This is a genomic window from Minwuia sp. (assembly GCF_048263705.1).
Taxonomy (GTDB): Bacteria; Pseudomonadota; Alphaproteobacteria; order Minwuiales; family Minwuiaceae; genus Minwuia.
This window is the reverse complement of sequence record NZ_JBLXDV010000002.1, coordinates 471035-492231: the sequence shown is the minus strand read 5'-3', so window position 1 is coordinate 492231 and position 21197 is coordinate 471035. Positions and strand designations below refer to the sequence as shown.

Annotated in this window: 17 protein-coding genes and 1 tRNA gene; 14 read left to right on the top strand and 4 right to left on the bottom strand. The window is 64.9% G+C overall.

Going from position 1 to position 21197, the window contains the following annotated elements; translation table 11 throughout:
- Positions 1-187 precede the first annotated feature (187 nt).
- A complete protein-coding gene (locus ACN0X7_RS04785; RefSeq protein WP_417514654.1) occupies positions 188-1399 on the bottom strand; it encodes an argininosuccinate synthase in 1212 nt (403 codons plus the stop codon).
- A gap of 205 nt (positions 1400-1604) precedes the next feature.
- On the opposite strand from ACN0X7_RS04785, the gene ACN0X7_RS04780 reads away from it, so the two are divergent.
- The 9 genes from ACN0X7_RS04780 (at position 1605) to ACN0X7_RS04740 (ending at position 8757) form a co-directional block, all read left to right on the top strand.
- Positions 1605-2282, top strand: coding sequence for an ABC transporter ATP-binding protein (locus tag ACN0X7_RS04780; RefSeq protein WP_417514652.1), 678 nt, complete (start codon positions 1605-1607; stop codon positions 2280-2282).
- Positions 2279-3073, top strand: coding sequence for an ABC transporter permease (locus ACN0X7_RS04775; protein ID WP_417514650.1), 795 nt, complete (start codon positions 2279-2281; stop codon positions 3071-3073). Before ACN0X7_RS04780 ends, ACN0X7_RS04775 begins: the two co-directional genes overlap by 4 nt.
- Positions 3074-3125: 52 nt before the next feature.
- Complete coding sequence (locus ACN0X7_RS04770; protein WP_417514648.1) at positions 3126-3503, top strand: hypothetical protein; 378 nt, start codon at positions 3126-3128, stop codon at positions 3501-3503.
- Positions 3504-3605: 102 nt separating this feature from the next.
- Positions 3606-4868: a lipopolysaccharide biosynthesis protein gene (locus ACN0X7_RS04765; RefSeq protein ID WP_417514646.1), complete on the top strand. Its 1263-nt coding sequence runs from the start codon at positions 3606-3608 to the stop codon at positions 4866-4868.
- Complete coding sequence (locus ACN0X7_RS04760; RefSeq protein ID WP_417514644.1) at positions 4865-5923, top strand: sulfotransferase family protein; 1059 nt, start codon at positions 4865-4867, stop codon at positions 5921-5923. The genes ACN0X7_RS04765 and ACN0X7_RS04760 overlap by 4 nt, the downstream gene beginning before the upstream one ends.
- Before the next feature lie 91 nt (positions 5924-6014).
- The gene (locus ACN0X7_RS04755; RefSeq protein ID WP_417514642.1) at positions 6015-6524 is read left to right on the top strand and encodes a TIGR02300 family protein; all 510 of its coding nucleotides are present in this window, start codon (positions 6015-6017) and stop codon (positions 6522-6524) included.
- 133 nt (positions 6525-6657) lie between these two features.
- Positions 6658-6733 (top strand) — tRNA-Ala (locus ACN0X7_RS04750).
- A 147-nt stretch (positions 6734-6880) separates the two neighbouring features.
- Positions 6881-7960 (top strand): M14 family metallopeptidase, encoded by a 1080-nt coding sequence (locus ACN0X7_RS04745; RefSeq protein WP_417514640.1) that lies wholly within the window; start codon positions 6881-6883, stop codon positions 7958-7960.
- Between the two features lie 53 nt (positions 7961-8013).
- Positions 8014-8757, top strand: a complete 744-nt coding sequence (locus ACN0X7_RS04740; RefSeq protein WP_417514638.1) for a TerC family protein — start codon at positions 8014-8016, stop codon at positions 8755-8757.
- A 6-nt stretch (positions 8758-8763) separates the two neighbouring features.
- Here the strand turns inward: ACN0X7_RS04740 and ACN0X7_RS04735 are convergent, their stop codons facing one another.
- The 3 genes from ACN0X7_RS04735 to ACN0X7_RS04725 are packed head-to-tail and all read right to left on the bottom strand — an operon-like array spanning position 8764 to position 11931.
- Positions 8764-9135: a response regulator gene (locus ACN0X7_RS04735; protein ID WP_417514636.1), complete on the bottom strand. Its 372-nt coding sequence runs from the start codon at positions 9133-9135 to the stop codon at positions 8764-8766.
- 38 nt (positions 9136-9173) lie between these two features.
- Positions 9174-11501 carry an ATP-binding protein gene (locus ACN0X7_RS04730; RefSeq protein ID WP_417514634.1) on the bottom strand — a complete coding sequence of 776 codons (2328 nt, stop codon included), beginning with the start codon at positions 11499-11501 and terminating at the stop codon, positions 9174-9176.
- The gene (locus ACN0X7_RS04725; RefSeq protein WP_417514632.1) at positions 11458-11931 is read right to left on the bottom strand and encodes a MarR family winged helix-turn-helix transcriptional regulator; all 474 of its coding nucleotides are present in this window, start codon (positions 11929-11931) and stop codon (positions 11458-11460) included. Before ACN0X7_RS04725 ends, ACN0X7_RS04730 begins: the two co-directional genes overlap by 44 nt.
- A gap of 111 nt (positions 11932-12042) precedes the next feature.
- On the opposite strand from ACN0X7_RS04725, the gene ACN0X7_RS04720 reads away from it, so the two are divergent.
- From ACN0X7_RS04720 to ACN0X7_RS04700, 5 genes are all read left to right on the top strand, one after another.
- Positions 12043-12615 (top strand): PAS domain-containing protein, encoded by a 573-nt coding sequence (locus ACN0X7_RS04720; RefSeq protein ID WP_417514630.1) that lies wholly within the window; start codon positions 12043-12045, stop codon positions 12613-12615.
- Between the two features lie 33 nt (positions 12616-12648).
- Complete coding sequence (locus ACN0X7_RS04715; RefSeq protein ID WP_417514628.1) at positions 12649-13116, top strand: flavodoxin family protein; 468 nt, start codon at positions 12649-12651, stop codon at positions 13114-13116.
- A 211-nt stretch (positions 13117-13327) separates the two neighbouring features.
- Entirely contained in the window at positions 13328-15103 is a 1776-nt protein-coding gene (locus ACN0X7_RS04710) for an autotransporter assembly complex protein TamA (RefSeq protein WP_417514626.1), read from the top strand.
- Complete coding sequence (locus ACN0X7_RS04705; RefSeq protein WP_417514624.1) at positions 15103-19446, top strand: translocation/assembly module TamB domain-containing protein; 4344 nt, start codon at positions 15103-15105, stop codon at positions 19444-19446. The genes ACN0X7_RS04710 and ACN0X7_RS04705 overlap by 1 nt, the downstream gene beginning before the upstream one ends.
- Before the next feature lie 63 nt (positions 19447-19509).
- Positions 19510-21156, top strand: coding sequence for a hydantoinase B/oxoprolinase family protein (locus ACN0X7_RS04700; protein ID WP_417514622.1), 1647 nt, complete (start codon positions 19510-19512; stop codon positions 21154-21156).
- The last annotated feature ends 41 nt before the right edge of the window (positions 21157-21197 follow it).

Genomic DNA, 21197 nt, shown 5'->3' with positions numbered 1-21197 from the left:
ACGGTCTCCGGGCCATCCAGCCGCCAGTGCGCCTTGCCCGCCCGCCGGAAGCCGTGTCGCTCCACCGCCGCACCGAAGCCCGCCTCGGCCACACGATGATGAACCGGTATCTCGCCGTCTTCCGCCATGCACCCGATCATGCCACCGGCAATCTGTTCCGGCAATGTTCGAGACGTTGGCTCTGGCCTTACTGGCGTCCCAGCAACCGCAACCGCAGGGCGTTCAGCTTGATGAAACCTTCGGCGTCGCGCTGGTCGTAGGCGCCGGCGTCGTCTTCGAAGGTCACGATGGCCTCGTCGTAGAGGCTGTTGGGCGAGCGGCGGCCGGTGATGATGACGTTGCCCTTGTAGAGCTTCAGCCGGACCTCGCCGTTCACGCGCTGCGAGGCGTGGTCGATGGCGGCCTGCAGCATCTCCCGCTCCGGTGCGAACCAAAAGCCGTTGTAGAGCAACTCCGCGTAGCGCGGCATCAACTCGTCCTTCTGGTGCATCGCGCCGCGTTCGAGGGTGATGGATTCCATCGCCCGGCGCGCGTGGAACAGCACGGTGCCGCCCGGGGTCTCGTAGACGCCGCGCGACTTCATGCCGATGAAGCGGTTCTCGACGATGTCCAGAATGCCGACGCCGTTCTCGCCGCCGAGGCGGTTCAGTTCCGTCAGCATGTCTGCCGCACCGAGACGCTTGCCGTCGATGGCGACGGGATCGCCCTTCTCGAAGGTGATGGTGATCTCGGTCGGCCGGTCCGGGGCGTCCTCGGGCTTCACGATCCGGGTCAGGATGTTGTCCAGATCGGCTTCCTGCCACGGGTCTTCCAGGATGTTCCCTTCCGACGAGATGTGCAGCAGGTTGGCGTCCTGGCTGAACGGGGCCTCGCCGCGCTTGTCGCGGGGGATCGGGATCTGGTGCTGCTCGGCGAATTCGATCAGCCTGGTGCGGCTGGTCAGGTCCCACTCGCGCCACGGGCTGATGACATGGATGTCCGGCTGCAGCGCGTAATAGCCGAGTTCGAAGCGGACCTGGTCGTTGCCCTTGCCGGTCGCGCCGTGGGCCACCGCGTCGGCACCCAGTTCGCGGGCGATCTCGATCTGGCGCTTGGCGATCAGCGGCCGCGCGATGGAGGTGCCCAGCAGATAGGTGCCTTCATAGATCGCGTTGGCGCGGAACATCGGGAAGACATAGTCGCGGACGAATTCCTCGCGCAGGTCCTCGATGTAGATGTGCTTGATGCCCAGCAGTTCGGCCTTGGCGCGGGCCGGTTCCAGTTCCTCGCCCTGACCCAGATCGGCGGTGAAGGTAATGACCTCGCAGTCATAGGTCGTCTGCAGCCACTTCAGGATGACCGACGTGTCCAGCCCGCCGGAGAAGGCCAGCACCACCTTGTTGATCTTGTTTTTCGCCATTTCGATCGCTCCTTCATCAGCGAATGGTCATCCCCGCCGCAGCGAAGCGGAGCGCGGGGATCGGTATCAGAAAATGGCTGGATCAGCCCGATCCCCGTGTCTCGCGATACTCGAACGGGGATGACACCTGCGTGTGGCTTTCGCCTATAGCCGCACGGCGGCCTCGTCAAGGCAGGCCACGCACGCACTTTGACGCGAGAAGCGCATGGCCACGATTGCTGACCTGCGACGCCGGGCCTATCGTCGGCGCATGAATGATGTGAACGCGGGCGATGATGACGAGGGGTTGCTGGTCCGGAACCTGAGTTCCGCCGTGATCTGCGAGATGTCCCTCAGCCTGGGCCGCGGGCAGGGCCGCGCCATCGTCGGGCCATCTGGCAGCGGCAAGACCAGCCTGTTCCGGGCGCTGGCCGATCTTGATCCCAACGAAGGCGAGGTCGTCGTCAACGGCACCGCGCGGGCGGTCATCGCCCCTGCCGAATGGCGTCGCCGCGTCGCCTATGTCCCCGCCGAGCCGGCCTGGTGGCTGCCGACCGCGGGCGATCATGCCGATGCCGCCGCACGCCGGATCGCGACAGATCTCGGCCTGACGGAGAAGGTGCTGGAGAAGCCGGTTTCGGCGCTGTCGACCGGCGAGCGGCAAAGGCTTGCGCTGGCCGTGGCCTTCGCCCGGGAACCGGAGGTCCTGCTGCTGGACGAGCCGACGTCGGCGCTGGACGAGGACAATCGCGACGATGTCGAGACCGCCATCCTGGACCGGCTGAAGACGGGCACGGTGATGCTGATCGCCAGCCACGACAGGCGTCAGGTTGAGCGCCTGGGGCTGGAGATCGTGCATATCGCCGACGGCCGGATTGTCGATGCCCCGGACATAGGCGCATGACCATCGATCCGGAAAACTGGGAAGTCGCGCTGGCGGCCATCTTCCTGATCCTGAATGCGGCGCTGTCGCTGGCGCTGAACCTGGGGTTCGTGCGCCAGATGACCATCGCCGCCGTGCGGATGGTGATCCAGTTGAGCCTGATCGGGCTGGTGCTGGACGTGATCCTGACCAGCAAGTCCGCCGGACTGACCGCGCTGGTCGCCTGCGTGATGGTCGGTGTCGCGGGCTATGAGGTGATGGCCCGGCAGGAAGCGCCGCTGAAGGGCATCTGGGGTTACGGTCTGGGCACCGGCACCATGCTGTTTGGTGCGGCGCTGGTGATGATGTTCGCGCTGAACGTCACCATCCAGCCCGAACCCTGGTACGATCCGCGCTACGCCATTCCGATGTTCGGGATGATGCTGGGCAATGCCATGACCGGCATCGCCGTCGGGCTGAACGCCCTGTCGACCGACCTGATCAGCCGCCGCGCTGCCGTCGAGGCGCATCTGCTGACCGGCGCCACCCGCTGGGAAGCGCTGGCACCCACCATGCGCCGAGCCGCAAATGCCGGTCTGATCCCGATCATCAACGCGATGGCGGCAACCGGCGTGGTCTCCCTGCCGGGCATGATGACGGGGCAGATCCTGGCGGGTGCCGATCCCGCGCAGGCGGTGCGCTATCAGTTGCTGGTCATGTTCCTGATCACCGGGGCGACCGGCATCGGACTGGTCATCGCGATCTTCGGTGCCGCCCTGCGCCTGACCGACAACCGGCACCGGATACGTCTGGACCGCCTGAAGCGCGATTGACAGCGACGCCGCCCGGCCAGCACACTTCGATACGCTGTGCGAGGAGCATTCCATGTCGCGAAAGAAAGTCATCCTGATCGGCCTGCACCCTGACTCGGTCGACTTCGACAAGTGGCCGGACCTGAGCCCGGAGAAGCTGACGCGCGCGCTTGAATCCGAGCGTGCATCGCTGGAGTCGTCCGGTTTCAGTGCGGAGGTCTGCCTGGTCGATCGGGGCGAGACCGCTGAAAGTGTCGTTCGGGACAAGCTGGCGCAGGAGACCTTTGACTGCGTGATCATCGGCGCGGGCGTCCGCCGGGACGATGATCATTTCCTGCTGTTCGAGAAACTGGTCAATCTGGTGCACAGCCACGCCCCGGACGCCGCCATCGCCTTCAACACCAATCCAAGCGATTCCGCCGATGCGGTCAAACGCTGGATCGAACCGTGACCTGCTGAGATTTCCGGCAACGCTCGACATGGCAGGCGGTTTCGCGCGGGCGCAATCTTCGGGCTGGTCAACCGCGCCTCGCTCGGCCTGCTGAACATCGCCGTGGCGATGGTTCTGACCCGCCTGCTCAGCCCCGCCGACTTCGGGTTCTACACGGTGTTCGCCCAGATCGTGGCCGTCGGCGCGATGATCCAGAGTTTCGGCATGCAGACCGGCATCACCAAGCTGGCGGGCATCGCGGGCGGCACCGCGTCATGGGACCGGGCGCGCGCCATCCTGAAGGCCACGGTGCTGATCTTCGCCATCGTCGCGGTGGTCATGGTGCTTGTGTTCGCCGGCCTGTGGCCATCGATGGAGGGCACGCTGTTCCGGCGCGAACTGGGCTGGCTGATGGCCGGGCTGATCGTGCTGATCATCTTCACGCGCTCCGCCGAGGAAATCTGCGCCGCCTTCCTGCGCGGTGTCGGCCGGGTCCGCGCAGGCGCCCTGCTGTTGAGCGCGCCGCGCGAAGGGCTGGTCTTCGCCGCGACTCTGATCGTGCTGCTGCTGGGCACGCAGGTCGGCGTCTGGGCGGTCGTCGAGATCTATGCGGCGGCTTCCGCGGCCATGGCGCTGCTGGCGATGCTGATCTGCATGCGGTTCGTGCGCAGCCACAGTGGCGGCCCGCCGGATGCCGAGGATTTCGGTGCGAAGCATCTGGCGCTGCTGTCCGCGCCGATGCTGCTGCATTCGTCCGGCGCGCTGGTGCTGAAGGCGACCGACGTCTGGATCCTGAGCGCCTATCGCGAGGCGACCGAGGTTGCGCTGTACGGTGCCGCGATGCGGGTGACTAATCTGGTGATCTTCGGCCTGAGCGTGATCAACATGGCTTTGCCGCAGTTGCTGGCCGCGCTCTACGCCGAGGGGAAGGTGAAGGATTTCGAACGCCTCGCGCGGATCGCGGCAACATGGTCGACGGTGGTCTCCGTGCCGGTCTTCATCGTCATCCTGCTGTTCGCGGAACCTCTTCTGGATCTGCTGTTCGGTGCGCCCTACGGCGACGCGGCCCTGATCCTGATCATCCTCGCCGCCGGTCAGACCGTCAGCGCCGTGGTCGGCAGCCCCGGCATGATGCTGCAGATGACGGGGCACCAGAACCTGATGTCGGCACTGACCGTCGGCGCGCTGGTGGTGAATGTCGTCGCGAACATTCTGGTGGTGGAGGATTACGGCGCGGTCGGCGTGGCGGTGGTGACGGCACTGACGATCACGGTGCGCATGGCGTTGCACACGCTGCTGGCCTGGCGGCTGACAGGCGCATTGTCGCTCCCCGACCCGAAGACGCTGACGCTGGGCAGTTTGCGGTCTATCCTGCGTCGCAAATGACCGATCCGTTCAGCAACAAGAAGACCGACACGTACCCGCTGCCGCTGGCCGAGCGTCAGATCGTGTTCCTGATGTACGAGAACCGCTCGGGCTCGACGTTCCTCGCCAGCCGTCTGGACCTGCATGACGAGATTGCGGTGACCATCGAGACCGAGGCGTTCGCGGACCTGCTGGAAACCGGCCCCGAGATCCGCTCGGAAGAGGATGTCGATCGCGTGACCGATACCTTCATGGACGATGACAAGTTCCGGGCGTGGAACCTGGACCGCAAGACCCTGCGGTTCGGGCTGGCGGTCCTGAGCCGCCCGGCATCCTTCGAAGTCATCCTGCGCAAGGTTCTGGACCTGCATTTCGACGGGGCCGACGTGCCCTATTACCTGGTGAAGGGCACGCGGCTGACCCACCACATCGCGCGGTTGCGCAAGGAGATCCCCTCGGCCAGATACCTGCACATCATCCGCGATCCGCGCGGCGTTTTCGGCAGCCAGAAACAGTCGATCGGCAGCTACACCGCGCGGGCCATGAACGACGATCCGTTCGACGCCGCGCGGCGCTGGGCGGCGAACGCGCAGCGGGTCGACAAGGTGGCCGGCGAGGACCTGATGGAAGTGCGCTACGAGGATTTGATCACCGACCACGACGCGACGATGGACAGCATACGCGCCTTCATCCAGCGCGACGACCTGCCGGAGATTGCAAGAGCTGCCGAGATGGACGGCGAAGCCTATCTGGCGAAGATTCCAGAGGATCAGCGCCATCTGCACCAGAACCTGGTCCGGCAACCGCGCGCCGACCGGGTCGAGGCCTGGCGTGAGGAACTGACGGACGCGGAGATCGCCCTGACGCAGCAGGGCGCGGGCAGCATGCTTGACGCCAAGGGATATGCGCCTGACGAGGGTGCGGCACGGCGTGCCGGGCGTCTGAAACTTGCGGCGGAACGGGGACGTCTGGCGGCGCACACGCTGGGACGCCGTGCACGAAATGTGATCGCCTATGCCCGGTCGGGCAAGCTGCTGTGGCGCATGCGGGTCGTCTTCTATCGCTGGAAAGCCTGATTCAGGCTTTGACATCGCCCCCCTGCCTTCGTTATTCACCCCGGTTCGCGCCAAGCGCACAGAAACACCAAAATTGCGGAGCCTGACGGCCATGGCCAAACCCGAATGGGGCACCAAGCACACCTGCACGAGTTGCGGGACCAAGTTCTACGACATGGGCAAGACAGATCTGATCTGTCCGAAGTGCGGCGAGGAGAACCAGCCCGTGGTTGTCTTCAAGCAGCGCCGGGCCGTGCCGGAGGACAAGGTGAAGAAACCGGCACCGGAGAAGAAGAAGGTCCCCGTCGAGGACGAGGAGGACGACGAGGAAGATGTGCTTCTCGACGATGACGACGATGATGATGCCCTTCTGCCCGACGATGACGACGACGATGATGATGCCGACGAGATCGGCTCGCCGAAGGTCGACAATGACAGCGAAGACGAGCCGATGGACCTGTCGGACGGCGATGCGGAAATCCTTGATCCGGTGAAACTGGATGAGGAGGAAGATCTGGACGACGACACGCCGAAGAAGAAGAAAAAGAAGAAGGCCGTCGTCGATGACGACGAAGACGACGACGATGATGATGACGACGACGATGAGGACGACGACGACTAAGTTTGCATGATCCGCATTTGCGGGCTTGCATTCGGACGGGGGTTTGCCTAGAAACCGCCTCCGCAGAAGACGGGGCGTCCCATCGTTCCGGAGACATGCCGCCAGAGACCGTTCGCCGGTCGGTCTGGCGCACGGGGCCATAGCTCAGTTGGGAGAGCGCTTGAATGGCATTCAAGAGGTCGGCGGTTCGATTCCGCCTGGCTCCACCATCTCCGCCGCCTCCGGCAGGACCGGGCAGGCCGAGCCGGCTGGTATTGTGCTTCCGTGCCGCATCCCCCATGACCGTCATCCCTTCGGGCATCGATCGGGTATAGTCGCGCCGCAGCGGACTCATCACCCGGACAGGAGCATCACCAGTGAAGATCGCAACCAGTTTTTCGGCGACGTACACCGAGGCACGCGAGAAGTTCCTCGAAGCTGCGGCGGGTGCAGGGGCCGCGCTGCAGCGGTTCTACAATCCGGCAAGCAAGCCTGACGGTCTTGCGCTGACGACCGATGTGGCCCGGCTGGGCGATCCGGATGCCCCCAACATGCTGCTGACATTTTCGGGCACCCATGGGGCCGAAGGGTTCTGTGGCTCGGGTGTCCAGGTCGCGTGGCTGGCCGAGGGTTTCTGGCGGGAAGTCCCCGACAATGTCCAGCAGGTGCACGTGCACGCCATCAACCCCTACGGCTTTGCGGCGCTGTCGCGGACCACGGAAGAGAATGTCGACCTCAACCGGAACTTCGTCGATCATGCCAGCCCGCCGCAGAACGAGAACTATCATCTGGTGCAGCCGATCCTGTGTCCCTCCGAATGGGATGACGGAACGCTGGAACGGATGGCGGAACAGGTAGAGGCGTTCGTCGAGGAACACGGTTTCTGGACCTTCCGGGAAGCGGCGACGTCGGGGCAGTATCAGGATCCGCAGGGCATCTTCTTCGGCGGCCGGGCACCCACCTGGTCACGCCGGACGGTGGAACAGATCACGCGCGACTATTGCAGCGGCCTCACCCGGCTTGCCGTGATCGACTACCACACGGGGCTCGGCCCGCGCGGGTTCGGTGAGCGGATCGTCGATCACCTGCCCGATACGCCGGGCTTCGATCGTGCCATGGCATGGTACGACAATGACGCGTCATCGCCCTATCTGGGCACATCGACCTCGGCCAAGCTGACGGGGCAGATGCTGGACTGGATCGATTCGAACCTGCCCGATGTGGAATCGACCGTGATCGCGCTGGAATACGGCACACAGCCGGAAGACAAGGTGATCGGCGCGCTGACGGCCGACAACTGGCTGCGGTTTCACGGCGACCGCGACAGCCGGCTCGGGCGCGAGATCAAGCGGAAGGTGCGCGACGCCTTCTATCAGGACGCCGACGACTGGAAGCAGATGATCTGGGATCGGGCACTGGATACCCAGCGCCGTGCGCTGCGGGGGTTGACGGGCTGATCCAATCGGCCATGCTCATCGCAAAGCAAGAACAGTAGAGTGGGAATGTCGGCATGATTGAGCTTCTTTCCGATCCGGCCGCCTGGGCGTCCCTGGCGACCCTGACGGCGCTGGAAATCGTGCTGGGCATCGACAATCTGGTCTTCCTGTCGATCGTCACCGCCAAGCTGAAGCCCGAACAGCAGCCCCTGGCGCGGCGTATCGGGCTGGGACTGGCGCTGGCCATGCGGATCGTCCTGCTGATGATGATCGTCTGGATCGTCGGTCTGACCGCGCCGGTCTTCGAGGTCTGGGGCCATGTCGTCAGCTGGCGTGACATCATCATGCTGGGCGGCGGACTGTTCCTGCTGGCGAAGGGCACCTACGAGATCCATCATCAGGTCGAGGGCGAAACGGAAGCCGCATCGGCGGGCACTGCCAGTTTCGGCATGGCGATCGTCCAGATCGTCATTCTGGATGCCGTGTTCTCGCTGGATTCGGTCATCACCGCGGTCGGCATGACCGATCTGTTGCCGGTCATGATCACGGCGGTGTGCATCGCCATGGCCGTGATGCTGTTCGCGGCGGAACCGGTGGCGCGTTTCATCGAGGCGCATCCAACGGCCAAGATGCTCGCGCTCAGCTTCCTTCTGCTGGTCGGCATCACGCTGATCGCGGATGGCATGCATTTCCACATTCCGCGCGGGTTCCTGTATTTCGCCATCGCCTTCTCGATCCTGGTCGAGGCGCTGAACCTGTGGGCGAAGAGTTCGGCGAAGAAGCGGCGGCAGCGCAACACGACGATCCGCGGCGGCTGACGCCGATCAGGCGTTGACGGCCTCGCGGACCGCGTCCAGCAGTTCCTCGTCGTCGAAGGGCTTGTAGAGCACCCGCAGCGCGCCGTAGAGGTCGGCGACTGCCGTCACGTTCTCCAGCGAGGCGTCCGGACCGCCGCCCGACACGATGATGATCCGCAGTTCAGGATGCTGTTCGGTGATCTCCTTCATCAGCGCAAGGCCGCCCTTCCTGGGCATCCAGATGTCCAGCACCGCGATGTCGAAAGTGCCCTCCGACAGCCGCGCCGACGCAACGGCACCATCCTCGGCCAGCGTGACCGCGTGCCCCTCGGCGGTGAGCACCAGTTCCATCGCCTCGCGCATTTCCGGAACGTCTTCAGCAATCAGAATGCGTGCCATACGCACCGTCTCCCAGATATCAGTGAACGGAACCGAAGCTACGCAAGCGGCAGCAGGATTTCTGCCGTAACACCCTTGCCGGGGGTGGAGTGCAGGTCGATCACGCCACCCCACCGCTTGATGATACCATACACGACGGAAAGTCCCAGTCCCGTGCCTTTCCCGGGTTCCTTGGTCGTGAAGAAGGGTTCGAAGGCGCGGTCCTCGATATCGGGCGGCATGCCGGGACCGTTGTCGATCACCGATATGCATGCATAGGTCCCCGCCGGAAGCCCGACGACCTGTTGCACCGAAACGGTCCGCGACGCCAGCGCCAGCCGGATGATGCCTTCCCCGGCCATCGCATCGGCGGCGTTGTGCAACAGGTTCAGCAGGACCTGCGTGAATTCGGTCTCGTTCACGCTGGCCCGCAGGTGCCCGGGCGGCAGGTCGACTTCCAGTTCAATGCCCGACATCTGCAGGTCGCGGGAAAAGGAAACCACTCCGGAAAGCAGGTCGTTGAGGGACAGCACTTTTACACCGCCCTGATCGCCGCGTGCGAAACTGAGTGTCTCCCGCACGATCTTCGAGGCCTTGTCGGCGCAGTCCATGATCCGCGACAGGTAATGCGCGCGACGTTCGGCATCGTCCATGGTGGATGCGGCACGCGCGAACGTGCGGATCGGATGCAGCATGTTGTTGATTTCGTGGGCGACGCCGCCGGCAAGCTGGCCGATGGCTTCCATCTTCTGGACTTCCTGCAGGTGGCGGTCGATCTCGATCTGCTGCTGTTCCATCTGCCAGCGATCGGTCTGGTCGATGGCCAGGATCAGCCGGCCCACGCCGGGCAGGGGGGTCGAACGGGCATGCACGCGCAGCGTGCGGCCGCTTGGCAGGGACAGGCTGAACTCGGGCAGGACCAGCGGCTGTTCCCGCCCGTGTGCGCCAGATCGGGTTTCCCGGTCCACCTGCTGGGCGATGTGGTCGGGCATGGCGATCAGGTCGCGCAATCTGCGGCTCAGTAGTTCCTCTCCGGCGGTGAGTTCCAGCATCTGCCGCAGCACCGGCGAGACATCGTAGATACGTCCTTCCATGTCTTCGATGCAGTATCCGATGCCCGCGGAATCGATGGCGTCCAGTATCGCGCGGGTCCGGTACTCACGCGCCTCGATCTCGCTTCGCGCGCGGGATTCAGACGTCTGGTCCAGGACGATCATCGCCCGCTCGCCGGACGGCAACGGTGCAAGACGGATGAGGACGATGGCCTCGCTGCCATCGGGTCGCACCCACCTCACGTTCTCGAAGTTGACGCTCTCGCGGTCGCCCTTCTGGATCTCCCGCAGGACCGGGCCGAAGTGCGTCCGAATATCGGTTCCATCCGCGCCCTGAAGCTCGGACCATTGCTTGCCCAGCACCCGGTCTTCCGAACCCAGCCCGGCGATCTTCAACAGGGCCGGCCGGGCCGAGCGGATGCGTCCGTCGGCATGCTGCACGCCGATCCCGACCCCGGCCTTGTCCAGGGCGTCGAACACGGCCTGAAGCCGCAGATCGCTGGATTTCCTTTCGCGCTCGGTGAAGGCCTGGCGGGTCACATCCTGTGTCGTGCCGAAATATCCGGTCAGGCTGCCGTGATCATCGAACCGGGGGCGGGCGATGACCTGAACCACCATCGCCCGTCTGTCCTGCCGTTCGATATCGGCCTGAAACTGAAAGCCTTCCCTGTTTCGGATCGCCCTCTCGCAGACATCGGCGATCTTGTCGCGCTGGTCCGCCACGATCAGATCCAGAAAGTTCTTCTGCCATTCAAGGGTGCCGCGCGGTACGCCGGTGATGTCGAACAGGACATCCGACCAGGTCAACGTGTGGCCGGGAAGTTCAAGCCACCAGTGCCCGATCCGGCCGATCCGCTGTGCCTGCTCCAGCAGGCGTGTGTGTTCGTCCGGCTGCGATGTGACGCGCGCCCCGTCGGTGATGTCGCGGGTGATCGCGAAAATGCTGGCGACCGTTCCATCCGGACCGCGTTCTGCCTCGGCCTCGATCTCGAATCTTGCCGTGCTGTTGTCAGAAGCCACGACATCGGCCTGACAGCGGAACGGCGCGCCCGTCGCGATCAGCCGTTCGAGGCCTTCCCGGATGTGCGTGGCCTGGTGCGGTCCGAAGACCTCCGCCATCGCCGCGAAGTCGAATCCGTCATCCGCGCTGTCCGACAGGCTGTCGGGATCCATCCTGCGCATCGGCTGCCAGCGCAGCGTGTCGGTATCGATCCGCCATGACCCGAGGCGTCCCGCGCGCTGAAACAGGCTGAAGAGCCTTTCCCGATTCGCTGTATCGAGCACGCGGCTGTCATCCGTCCCCGGGATCGTCGCCTGTTTCGCTTTCATCTTCATCCTGTGCCATCCAGGCAACGATCTGGGCGAGGCTCTGGCCCATGGTGTCGAACTGCGTATCCGTCAGGCGATCCAGCGCATGCGCCAGCCGCTGAATCGGATCGTCCTGCAACGTCCGGCGGCCCGCCTCGGTCAGGGTGATCACCGAGATCCGGGCATCGTCGGGATCCTTCTCGGTGGTGAGCATACCATGTTTCTTCAGCGCGCTGACAGTACGCGACGCCGGGGCCAGCGTCACGCCGAGGTACCGCGCCAGCCCCGCGACCGACCGCGCACGGCGGTTTGCCCGGGCGAAGAAACGCATGGCCGACCACTGGACAGGATGAAGATGCGCGGGGCCGCGCTGGTCGTAGATGCTGCGCGCGGTCTGCTCGATCAGGGTCGCAAGGGCGATGGCCTGCCGGTCCGGCCGGGATTTCTGAGGCGTCATGTGTGCATTTTATCACCTTATGATTGCTAATAGCAATAATAAGGCTTGCGGTGATGTTTCGATGAATATATTGCTACTAGCAATTAATTACTGAGATGAAGGAACATCGGAATGAACGGGTCGATCATGCCAAGCGTGACACATGCGCCGGCAACATCTCTGTCCGATGCGTGCGCCCTTCTGATCGACCGGAACGTGGCGGGCGAGACGGTGGAGATGCTGTCCCGGCTGGTCGAGTTCTGGACCGGCGTCCGGTCGCACAAGTGCCTGTTGGGCCGCGGCGATTTCGGCCCCCAGGACCTCATCTTTGCGCTGCCCCATCTGTTCATGATCGACATCTGCCCGTCCGCGCCGATGCGATACCGGCTGGTGGGAACCCGGCTGGCCAGTCACTTCCGTGAAGACCCCACGGCACGGGAAGTCGGCGCGACCAACGATGCGTGGGGCCGCGCGGTGGTCAGGCCGCTGGTGTGCCGGGTGGTCGCGGAGACCGCGCCTGTGCTGGTGATGGCATCCGGCCAGCCGCACCTCTATTCCGAACCGCTGTTTGCGGCTGCGGCGCTGCCCCTGTTCGACAAGACCGGCGCGGTGAACATGATCCTTGGTGCGGCACGTTTCCGCTCCATCATACCCGGACAGCCGGAACTCCCCATGGAAGTGGAGATGCTGGCGATTTCCGGCTAGATTCGGGCGGGCGTTTCGCGATATCGATCTGGAATGTCTGAAAAGCAGCTGCTCATCGTCGCCCATATCCCTTCGGACAACACGCGCCGTCTGCGCGATGCCGTGGTCGAAGGAGCATCGCACGCCGATATTTCCGGCGTCGCCGTCGAGGCGCTGACACCCTTCGAGGCCGCTCCCGACCAGGTGCGCAGGGCAGACGGAATCATTCTGGGCACGACCGAGAACCTCGGCTACATGAGCGGCGCGCTGAAGGATTTCTTCGATCGCACGTATTATCCCGTGCTGGAAGAGAAGCAGGGCCTTCCGTTTGCGCTGTACGTCCGTGCAGGCCACGACGGCACGGGAACCTGCCGCGCGGTCGACACGATCGTCACGGGACTGCGCTGGCAGCCGGTTCAGGAACACCTGGTCTGCAGGGGAGATTGGGACGATGCCTTTGTCGACAGCTGCCGCGAACTGGGCACACTGATGGCGGCCGGCCTGGAAGCGGGCGTTTTCTGACACAGGGTCATCTCGCCGTGACCAACCCGTGACGTGCCGTCACATGGCTTGCATCGGCGGCCCCGCGTGCCAAAGTCTGGTACAGCGGCAAACCATCTGCATGAAGTTCTTGAAGGAAATTTGAATCAGCGCGCGCCTTGATAGCACCACCCACGGGCTGCTTCGGTCGGCAATCGTTGCCGGACTGCTGGCGCTGCTGTGCGCGTGCTCGGTGTTCGAGGACGAGGCTGTCACCGGGCCCGACAGCGCGCTGGACGGTGAGCAGCCGGTTCAGTACAGCGCCACCATCGAGGGACTGGACGAGGATCCCGACATCCGGGAGATCGCCCGGGCCGTGGCGAATGTGTTCACGCTGCAGGACCGCGGCGCGCCCAGCGTGGCGGGTCTGGAACGGCGCGCCGAGCAGGATATCGAGCTCATTCTGCGCGTGCTGACGGCGGAGGCCTATTACGATGCCACCGTCGAAGCCCGCGTCGTGCCCGATGGGGCCGACAGGCAGCGCGTCATCTTCGATGTCGAGACCGGGCCGCTCTATCGCATCGGCGAGGTGCGCATCGATCTGGTCGAAGAGGGTGAGAACAAGCCCGAGCAGGCGGCGCTGGTCGCTGCGTCCAAACTGGAAGCCGGCACACCGGCCAGAGGTGAGGCCATCGTCGAGGCGGAGGCCGCCGTGGTCGTCTATCTGCAGCGCAACGGGTTTCCCGATGCGGATTTTGTCGATCGGAAGGCCGTCGCGCAGAAGGACGATGCGACGCTGGATGTGACGTCGACCTTCAATTCCGGCCCGTTCGTGACGTTCGGCAATCTGGACATCGATCCCGAGAGCAGCCTCGAACCCGACTACATCCGAGGTCTGATTCCCTGGAAGGAGGGGGAGACGTACAATCAGAAGAAGGTGGATGAATTCCAGTCCTCGCTGAAGAGCACCGGCCTCTTCGATACGGTTTCCATCAGACCCGCGGAAACGGCGGGCAGCGAGCCGGACGGCTCGAAGCGTGATCTCGCCCTGAAGGTCGAGAACGGCAAGCAGCGCTCGGTCGGCGGCAGCCTGCGCTACGACACGGACCAGGGACCGGGGGTGCGGCTGTTCTGGCGGCACCGGAACCTGTTCGGCGAGGCCGAGGATTTTCGCGCCGAAGCCGATGCGTCGCTGGACGAACAAAAGCTGACATTCGGCATCACACGGCCGCGTTCGCCGTCCGCGCGCTGGACATCCAGCGAAAGCCTGACACTCCGGCGGCTGGACGATGACGCCTTCGAGGAAGAATCCGCCACCGTCCGCAAGGGGCTGGATCAGAAACGCGGTGCGGGCTGGACCATCGGCGGTTCGATCGAAGCCAGCGCCTCGCTGGTCGAGACCGATTTCTCCGATGATACCGCCTACCTGCTCGGGCTGCCGCTGTACGTGAAGCGCGACCGCACGAATGATCCGCTGGATGCGACGCGCGGATACCGTTTCGTATTGAACGCCGGTCCGTACGTCGGTCTCAACAACGGTGAGTTCATCCAGTTCGGCGTGATCGGCGGCGGCGGATCGGTCTATTTTCCGCTGATCGGCGAGAATCGCCTGGTGCTGGCCATGCGCACGCAGGTCACGTCGATCCCGTCGCGCAATCTGGACGACATACCGGTCAACCAACGCCTGTTCGCGGGTGGCGGTGCGTCGGTGCGCGGTTATGAGTTCCAGTCGATCTCACCGACCAACAATGCCAATGACCTGACCGGTGGCCGGTTCCTGAACGAGAACAGCATTGAGTTCCGTCTGCGGCTGGGCGAATCCTTCGGCGTGGTCGCGTTCGCGGACACCGGACTGGTCGAGGAGGAACCCTTCCCCAGCTTTGCCGAGAAACTGAACGTCGGCGTCGGCGGCGGCTTCCGCTACTACAGCCCCGTCGGGCCGATCCGCTTCGATCTGGCCTTCCCGCTGGATCGCCGGAACGGCGACAACATCTTTGAATTCTACATCAGCCTGGGACAGTCGTTCTGATGCGCCGCGCCAGGAAAATCATACTCTGGGGGCTGGCCCTCCTGATGCTGCCGGTGCTGATCGTCGCGGGCGCGGCGTTCTGGTTCGTCTATATCGCGGGCGGTGATGTCTGGACCGCGGCGCTGGGCGAGGTGGTCGAAACCGTCAGTTCCCCGGACATGGATATCGAGACCGGTGGTTTCGAACGCGATGCGGACGGCGTGCTGCGGCTGGACTCCCTGACGCTCGCCGACACGCAGGGGGTGTGGCTGCGTGCCGAGGACATCGCGCTGGACATCGCGCCGACGGCGCTGCTTGAAGGTCTGGCACGGATCGACGCCGTATCCGTGAAACAGATAGAGGTCCTGCGTGCGCCGGTTTCTGAAGGTCCTGTCGAGGTCGACAGCGAACCTTTCGTCCTGCCTGACCGGATCCAGTTTCCCGCGCTGCCGGTGGACATCCGGTTGAGCGCCTTGCGGGTGGATGAACTGATCCTCGCCGAAGGTCTGATGCCCCAGCGGACCCGCTTCAGCATCGATGGCGAGATGTCGGTCGATGACGCGAACCAGACGCTGAACCTGAATGTGGTTCCGCTGGATCTGGATGACAGCCACATACGTGCCAGGCTGGATGCGGATGCGCGGGCGAACCGGTTGCGGGTCGACATTTCGGCGAACGTGCCGGTTGTCGAAGCGCTCGCCGAACCGCTTGGCGTGCCTGCGGGCAATCGCGCGACCCTGAGTCTGAAGGGCGGCGGGCCACTGGATGATGCCGTGCTGGAGCTGGACCTGAATATCGACGGCGTGGCCGACCTGGTTGGCGACATCGCGCTGTCGCTCGGCGGCGAGAACGGTACGCTGGTGAAGATCAACACGCTGACGAACCTGCGCGGCGGCGTGGCGGCGGAACCCGCGCAGGCCATTGGGCGAAGTCTGGAACTCGTCGCCCAACTGCGCCTGCCGACCACCGAGTATCTGCGCGTGGAACGTCTGGATGTGCAGGCCGAGTACCTGTCCGCCGGCTTCACGGGCGAGGTCGATCTGGATGGTCGGACGGTGCTGGCACAGGGCAACGCCGTGCTGCATCATCACGATGGGCTCGACGCCTACCTGTCCGGCGCGTCGTTCGACACGGTAACCCTGTCGACGGATATCCAGGGACCGATGGACGAGATATCGGCCAGGCTGAACGTGGTCGCCGCGCAGCCGGCGTTCGCCGAGTTCGCGGCAGCGCAGGTCGACCTGGCGATCGAGGCGGTGACCGATCTGGAGAGCGCGACCGGCACCCTCAGGACGACGATCCGGCAGGCAAGCACCGCCGACGCCCAACTGGACGCCATGCTGGGCAGACAGGCAGTCGTCCAGACCCGGTTTGCTGCCGACGAAAAGCGGGTTGAACTTGACGATCTGCGCATCGAAAGCGCCATTGCCCAGGGCGGCGGCAGTGTCGCGGTCGATCTGACGACCATGCAGGCCGACGGCCGGATTCGTGTCCAGGTGCCGGAACTGGCCAACGTGCCGCAGCTCGCCGGCCTGCTGAACAGTGGCCAGGGTGCCCTGGGTATCGAGATGACGGATTTCTCGGAAGCCGGCGGCGAAGCGATCGTGCACCTGCAGCTTGAAAATCTGGCGTGGCAGGAAGACTCGTTGCGTTCGCTGGTCGGGGAGACGCTGACGGTCGCCGGCAAGGCCGGTCTGGAAGGCGAGGCCATGCGCGCCGACCTGAACATCCACGCCGCGGGCGGCCTGGACGGCGATGTGACCGCCAGCATGAAGGATGAGACGGTCGATGGCACCTATTCGATCCTGATGACCCGGTTGCCGGAGTCCCTGGTGCCACCCGCGCTCGCCGGGCTGCGTGATGTGAAGCTGGACGGTACCCTGACCGGTACGGTGGATCAGCTGGTTACCGAAGGGCAGTTGACGGCGGCCAGTCTGAAGGTCGGCGACATCGGCATCAGTTCACCGCGTATCGACTACACGGCATCCGATCTGACAGGGTCGCCGACCGTCCGACTGAATGCACAGGCCGGGGTCATGGGGGCACCCTTCCGGCTGGCGACCCGCGTGCGTGCCGATCTGGCCGCGAACCGGATCATCGTGTCGGACACCGACATGCGCTACCGCTCGGCGTCGGTCAAAGGCAAGGCGGCGGTGAACCTGGCCAGCACGGCGGTGAGCAGCAATCTGGCCATCGCCGCCGCACAGCTCTCGGACTTCAGCGAGCTTGCCGGTGTGCCGCTCTCGGGCACGCTGCGGGGCACCGTCGATGTGGTGCCGCGGGGGTCGTCGATGACTGCGCGCGTCAACCTGTCGGGCAGTGACATCCGTGCAGACAGCGCGAACATCCGGAGCGTCGATGCGAATCTTCTGCTGACCGATCTGCTTGCGAAGGCGCCGGGTCTGGGCGGGGACATCAGGCTGACGGGCATCAGTGCGGAAGGTGCCGGCATCGAGCGGGCCGAGATCGCGCTGTCCGGTGACATCAACGCGCCGGAAGCGGCCATCGAAGTGACGGCCACCGAGCCTCAGAAAGCGGTTCTCCGAACCCGGCTCGCCGTCGACCTGAACAATCCCGAAGCGCTGTCCATCGCCTTCCGGTCGCTGGAGCTTGAGGCCGAACAGGGGACGATTTCGTCTCAGTCGCCCTTCGTGCTGACCATGCCGGGCGACACCATCAGGGTCTCTGGTCTGGACCTGACGTCCAGCTTCGGCGGGCGCATCACCGGCGACGCGACCTACGGCCCGACGCGGGTCGATGCCGACCTGAAGATCACCGACCTGCCGCTTGGCCCGCTGGCCGCGATCGGGGGCGTGGCAGGTATCGAAGGGCAGGCCAACGCCGCCATCCGGATGGACACCGCCGCCAGCGGCGACAAGGGCGGGCTCGACATCACCGTGTCCGGTCTGCGGGTGCCCGAACTGCCGTCCGATACGCCGTTCAACATTCAGGTCACGGGTGCCTGGCGTGCGGGACAGGCACTGATCGATGCGCAGGTCTCGGGACCGTTCGAACAGCCGCTTGTCGCGAAACTGGCAGGCGACCTGCCGTTTCCGCGCGGTTCCGCACTGCCGGAAGTGCCGACCAACGGCGACGTGTCGGGTGAGGTGCGCTGGTCCGGCGACCTGCGCCGGATCCTCGCGCTGCTGCCGAGTTCGGATCATCTGGCCGCCGGACCGGCTCGGATCGATGTTTCGGTCGACGGCACCTGGGCCAGGCCGCGCCTGAAGGGGCAGGTGAAGATCACCAACGCGCGTTACGAGAACCTGCTCAGCGGCACCCAGTTGCGGCAGATCAATGCCGACGTGACGTTCGACGATACCGGCACGGGCCGGTTCTCGTTGAGCGCCAACGACCCTGCGGGCGGCTCGGTGAACGGTCGCGGCGACATGGTTCTGCTGGGGGACGACACGTCCGCCGACATCCGGATCGACGTCAACCGCCTGCTCGCGTTCCGCCGTGACGAGGCCCGCGCGATCATGAGCGGCAGCACACATGTCACCTGGGACGGCGAAGTGGTCAACGTGATGGTGCGGGAGACGCTGGAAGAGGTCGAGATCTATCTCGCATCGCCCGACCTGCCGCCCAGCGTCGTCGCCATCGAACTGGAACGCGACAAGAAGCCCGAGGAAGAGAAGAAGGAAAAGGCCGCCTCGCCCGTGCGCGTCAACCTGGACATCGAGGTGACGTCACCGGGCCGTTTCTTCCTGCGTGGCCGCGGCCTGGAATCCGAATGGCGCGGGACGGTCTCGGTGAAGGGGGATGCGGAAGACCCGGTCATCCGCACCAATTTCAATGCCATACGCGGCAGTCTTTCCCTGCTGGGCCGGAACTTCCGGCTGGATGAGGGATCGCTGAAGCTGACCGAGGATCTGCAGCCGGAGTTCCGGATCGAACTGGTGCGCGAAACGGCGGATCTGACCGGCCGGATCATCGTCTCGGGTAACCCGCAGCAGCCCGACATCGCCTTCACCTCGGAACCGGAACTGCCGCAGGAGGAAGTCCTGCCGCGCCTGATGTTCGACAAGTCGAAACAGTCGCTGTCGCCGCTGGAGGCCGTCAATCTGGCTCAGGGCATCCGCACCCTGACCAACGGCAAGCCCGGGACCACTGACAAGATCCGCGATGCCATCGGACTGGATGTGCTCCGCTTCGAGGAAGGCGATACCGCGGATTCCGCCGGGGCGGTTTCGGTCGGGCGCTACGTCCGCGACGGGGTCTACGTCGGTGCCAAGAAATCGGTCGATTCCGATGCCGGATCGGTCGTGGTCGAGATCGACCTGCTGCCGAACGTGAAGGTCGATACCGAGGTCGGCCAGGACGGGGGCACCTCGACCGGCATCACCTGGGAAAAGAAGTACTGACGACCGCTTGCGTGACCGCCGCCGTGCGCGCCACAATGACGGCGTCCACCGGAGGATGACACCATGCCCGATACCGCCGCCGCCCCGAACCTGAATGCCGTCGATCAGGCGATCGTCACCCAGGCCCTGATCGCCGCCGCGCACGAGATGGGCGTGAAGCTGATCCGGTCGGCCCACTCCACCATCGTGCGGGAGGCCGAGGACTGTTCGTCGGCCATTCTGGACGCGAAGGGCAATGTGGTCGCACAGTCCGAACTGATCCCGCTGCAGCTGGGGTCCATCGCCCACACGTTCGGCCCATGCGCCGAGGCCTATCCGCCCGAGACGCTGGTGGAAGGCGATTTCTACATCACCAACGATCCCTATCAGGGCGGGCAGCATCTGCCCGACGTCTTCCTTTTCAGTCCGATCTTCATCGAGGGCCGTCTGCTCGGCTTCGCGGCCACGGTCGCGCATCACATCGATCTGGGCGGCGGCGCGCCCGGTCTGAACCCCGACGCCACGGACGTGCATCAGGAAGGCATCGTCTTCCCGCCGACCAAATGGAACCTCGAACGCGACTGGCGCAACGACGGACCGTTCCAGCGTTTCGTCCGCGCCAACATCCGCATGCCCGATCACACCATCGGCGATTTCGAGGCCCAGTTCGCCGCCAACCAGATCGGGATCGAGCGGGTGCGCGATCTCTGTACCCGGCACGGCGCGGCGCGGGTCGAGGCGGCGATGGAGGAGATGCTGAACTATGCCGAGCGCCGTATGCGCGCGGCATTATCGGCGGTGCCCGACGGCACCTACTGCGGCGAGGACTGGCTGGACGATGACGGGCAGGGCAACGGTCCGCTGAAGATCGCCGCGCAGGTCACGGTAAGCGGATCGGACCTGACGGTCACCTTCGACGGCACCTGCGATCAGGTGAAGACCAACATGAACAACCCGTTCGCAGCGACCGTGGGGGCGACCCTGTCCGTGATCAAGTCGGCGCTGACCGCGGCGGACCTGCCGTTCAATTCGGGCTGCGCGCGGGCGGTCAGCATCGATGCGCCGGAAGGCTCGATCCTGAATCCGCGCTATCCGGCACCGGTGCGCGCGCGCCTGCTGCCCAGCTACCGCGTGTTCAATGCGGTGATGAAGGCGCTGGCCCAGGCGGTGCCGGACCGGGTGATCGCCAGCGGCTTCGACACGACCTACGCCTGTTGCCTCAGTCACATCGGGCCGACCGGCTACAACATCTATCTGGAAATCTTCGGCGGCGGCTATGGCGCCGGCCCGCACAGCGACGGCTGCGACGCGGTGGACAGCCCGCTGTCGAACTGCGGCAACATCCCTGTCGAGGCGCAGGACATGTCCTATCCGTTCTTCCGGGTCATGGACTACAGCCTGGTCGAAGGCTCCGGCGGCGATGGCGCGCATCGTGGCGGTCTGGGCTTCCAGCGCATCTACGAGATCGTCGCCGACGGCGTCACCTTCGCCGCCTACGGCGACCGTTTCACCATCGCGCCCGAGGGCCTGTTCGGCGGCGAGCCCGGCGGCAAGGCGGCGGCTTTCGTCCTGCGGGGCGATCAGCGGATCGAACTGACGTCGAAGGTGCACATGGATCTGCTGAAAGGGGACCGGCTGGTGGTACAGACCGGCGGCGGTGCAGGCTATGGCGACAAGGCCGACCGCACCGACGCGCTCCGCCGGAAGGATCTTGCCCGCAGCGCCGCCTGACGCGTCACGCCCTCGTGGCGTCGTTTGCCCGGGCGGTATCC

Coding starts and splice junctions, on each gene's coding strand:
- ACN0X7_RS04785 (WP_417514654.1), bottom strand. CDS start 1,399: ATGGCGAAAAACAAGATCAACAAGGTGGTGCTGGCCTTCTCCGGCGGG.
- ACN0X7_RS04780 (WP_417514652.1), top strand. CDS start 1,605: ATGGCCACGATTGCTGACCTGCGACGCCGGGCCTATCGTCGGCGCATG.
- ACN0X7_RS04775 (WP_417514650.1), top strand. CDS start 2,279: ATGACCATCGATCCGGAAAACTGGGAAGTCGCGCTGGCGGCCATCTTC.
- ACN0X7_RS04770 (WP_417514648.1), top strand. CDS start 3,126: ATGTCGCGAAAGAAAGTCATCCTGATCGGCCTGCACCCTGACTCGGTC.
- ACN0X7_RS04760 (WP_417514644.1), top strand. CDS start 4,865: ATGACCGATCCGTTCAGCAACAAGAAGACCGACACGTACCCGCTGCCG.
- ACN0X7_RS04755 (WP_417514642.1), top strand. CDS start 6,015: ATGGCCAAACCCGAATGGGGCACCAAGCACACCTGCACGAGTTGCGGG.
- ACN0X7_RS04740 (WP_417514638.1), top strand. CDS start 8,014: ATGATTGAGCTTCTTTCCGATCCGGCCGCCTGGGCGTCCCTGGCGACC.
- ACN0X7_RS04735 (WP_417514636.1), bottom strand. CDS start 9,135: ATGGCACGCATTCTGATTGCTGAAGACGTTCCGGAAATGCGCGAGGCG.
- ACN0X7_RS04730 (WP_417514634.1), bottom strand. CDS start 11,501: ATGAAGATGAAAGCGAAACAGGCGACGATCCCGGGGACGGATGACAGC.
- ACN0X7_RS04725 (WP_417514632.1), bottom strand. CDS start 11,931: ATGACGCCTCAGAAATCCCGGCCGGACCGGCAGGCCATCGCCCTTGCG.
- ACN0X7_RS04720 (WP_417514630.1), top strand. CDS start 12,043: ATGAACGGGTCGATCATGCCAAGCGTGACACATGCGCCGGCAACATCT.
- ACN0X7_RS04715 (WP_417514628.1), top strand. CDS start 12,649: ATGTCTGAAAAGCAGCTGCTCATCGTCGCCCATATCCCTTCGGACAAC.
- ACN0X7_RS04705 (WP_417514624.1), top strand. CDS start 15,103: ATGCGCCGCGCCAGGAAAATCATACTCTGGGGGCTGGCCCTCCTGATG.
- ACN0X7_RS04700 (WP_417514622.1), top strand. CDS start 19,510: ATGCCCGATACCGCCGCCGCCCCGAACCTGAATGCCGTCGATCAGGCG.